This is a genomic window from Paraburkholderia sediminicola (assembly GCF_046026895.1).
In the GTDB taxonomy this organism is placed as follows: domain Bacteria; phylum Pseudomonadota; class Gammaproteobacteria; order Burkholderiales; family Burkholderiaceae; genus Paraburkholderia; species Paraburkholderia sediminicola_C.
Genome location: NZ_JAQQEU010000195.1, coordinates 1 through 2,405 on the forward strand (window position 1 = coordinate 1; position 2,405 = coordinate 2,405).

The following is a 2,405-nucleotide window of genomic DNA, read 5'->3' on the forward strand; positions in this document are numbered from 1 at the left end:
TGTTGTTTTGCACTGAATCCTGACCCAGGATTTGCATCGAATACTGACCCACCCTTTGATCCGGTTTCGGGGTTCAGGTTGGGATTTTCAGGGTTCGCTTTCTCTCCTTTTCAGGCTTTATCGTGCTGTTCTTGAAACGGTAGCTGTCGTTGCCGGTTTCTACAATATGACAGTGATGCGTAAGCCGGTCGAGCAACGCCGTCGTCATCTTCGCGTCGCCAAATACGTTGGCCCATTCCGAGAAGCTCAGGTTCGTCGTGATGATGACGCTGGTGCGCTCGTAGAGTTTGCTCAGCAGATGGAAGAGCAAGGCGCCACCGACCTGGCTGAATGGCAGATAGCCCAGTTCGTCGAGAATCACGAGATCGGCGTACATCAGACGCACAGCCAGTTGGCCCGGTTTTCCAGTCAGTTTCTCCTGCTCGAGTGCGTTGACCAGTTCGATAGTCGAGAAGAACCGCACCCGGCTACGGTCATGTTCAATCGCCTGCACGCCGATCGCCGTCGCCAGATGTGTCTTGCCCGTGCCGGGGCCACCGACCAGCACGACGTTATGGGCCGACGTCATGAATTCGCATCGATGTAGCTGCCGCACGGTCGCTTCGTTCGCATCGCTGCAACTGAAGTCGAAGCCGTTGAGATCCCTATATGCCGGGAAGCGGGCAACCTTCATCTGGTAGGCCAGCGACCGTACCTCACGGGCCGCCATCTCCGCCTTGAGCAGCCCCGCCAGCACCAGAGACGCCGACTTATAGGCGGGAGAGTCCTGTGCTGCCAGCTCACCCAGCGCCTGCGCCATGCCATGCAGTTTCAGGGACTTGAGCATTTCCACCATCGCATCAGGCTGCATGATGATCCTCGCGGTCTCTCAGGCTGTCATAACGGTCCACGTTGGCTTGCGGCTCGACACGCAGGGCGAAGGCCTGGGGTGTCTCCAGCGGCGGCACTGGCGTGCCGTCCAGCAGTCGGCTCAGGAAGTTCATCACCGTCTGCTTCGAGGGCGCGCCCGCTTCGAGCGCGAGTTCGACGGCGGTGAGCACAGCCTGCTCATCGTGCAGCAGCACGAGCGCCAGTATCTCAACCATCTCGCGATCGCCGCCGGGGTGCTTCAGCAGGATCGACTGCAGCTTCTTGAAGGCGGCCGGAAACTCCGCGAACGGTGCGCCGTTGCGCAAGGCCCCGGGTTTGCGCTGCAGGACCGCGAGGTAATGACGCCAGTCGTAAATGGTTTCTCCGCGATCATGGCTGCGGTTTATGTGCCGGACGTGTTCGGCAATGACCTGACCCTCGGCAACGAATACAAGCTGGGCCGCATAGACGTGCAGGCTGATGGGCCGGTTCGCAAATGCCGCGGGCACGCTGTAACGGTTGCGATCGAAGCTGACCAGGCAGGTCGGCGAGACGAGCTTCGTGTGTTCGACGAAGCCATCGAACGCCTGGCCGACCGGCATCAGGTGAGGTCGCTCGATCGACCACGCGTCCCAGATCGTCGTGTCCTGTTCCGGATGCTGTGTCTGCTGCCAGAGTAGAACGCACTGGTCGGCCAGCCAGTCGTTCAGTGCGTCGAGCGAGCCGAACGCCGGCACGCGTTGCCACAGGCGGTGGCGGCTGTCCTGAACGTTCTTCTCGATCTGCCCCTTCTCCCAGCCTGCGGCCGGATTGCAGAACTCGGCGTCAAACAGGTAGTGACTGACCATGGCGCTAAACCGTGCGTTGACGTCTCGCAGCTTGCCCCGACGGACCTTGTCGACCGCGGTCTTCATGTTGTCGTAGATACCCCGACGCGGAATGCCGCCCCATGCGACGAACGCGTGGTGATGGGCATCAAACAGCATCTCGTGAGTCTGCAGCAGATAGGCGCGCAGGAAGAATGCGCGGCTGTGGCTGAGCTTGAACTGCGCGACCTGCAGTTTGGTGCGCTCGCCGTCGATGACGGCCCAGTCCTCGCTCCAGTCAAACTGGAAGGCTTCACCCAGGGCAAAGGTCAGCGGCACAAAGGTCCCACGTCCTGCAGTTCGCGCGTGCTCCTGCTGCTCCTGTCGCCAGCGACGTGCAAATGCGGCAACGCGATCGTATGAGCCGGTGAACCCCAGAGCGCAGAGGTCAGCGTGAATCTGCTTCAGGGTTCTGCGCTGTTTGCGCGGCCGGTTTGCTTCCGTCTTTAACCAGCCGGCGAGCTTCGCCGCAAATCCGTCGAGCTTGCTCGGGCTCTGCCGTTCCGGATAGGTGGGCACGACGGTGCCGGCGCGTATATAGCGCCTGACGGTGTTTCTTGAAACGCCAAGCCGTTTGGCGATCTCGCGTAGCGAGACATGATCGCGATAATGCCAGCGTCGGATGATGCTCAATATTGCCATGTCGATCACTCCGTTCTCCCGCTAGCTGCACAGCGGGCCAGTGTGTTC

General features: G+C 60.7%; 2 protein-coding genes. Both read right to left on the reverse strand.

The window, feature by feature from the left end; genetic code table 11:
* Positions 1–73: 73 nt before the first annotated feature.
* Positions 74–850 (reverse strand): IS21-like element helper ATPase IstB, encoded by a 777-nt coding sequence (gene istB / locus PQR02_RS40155; protein WP_408243344.1) that lies wholly within the window; start codon positions 848–850, stop codon positions 74–76.
* Positions 840–2,357 (reverse strand): IS21 family transposase, encoded by a 1,518-nt coding sequence (gene istA / locus PQR02_RS40160; protein WP_408243345.1) that lies wholly within the window; start codon positions 2,355–2,357, stop codon positions 840–842. Before istA ends, istB begins: the two co-directional genes overlap by 11 nt.
* Between the last annotated feature and the right edge of the window lie 48 nt (positions 2,358–2,405).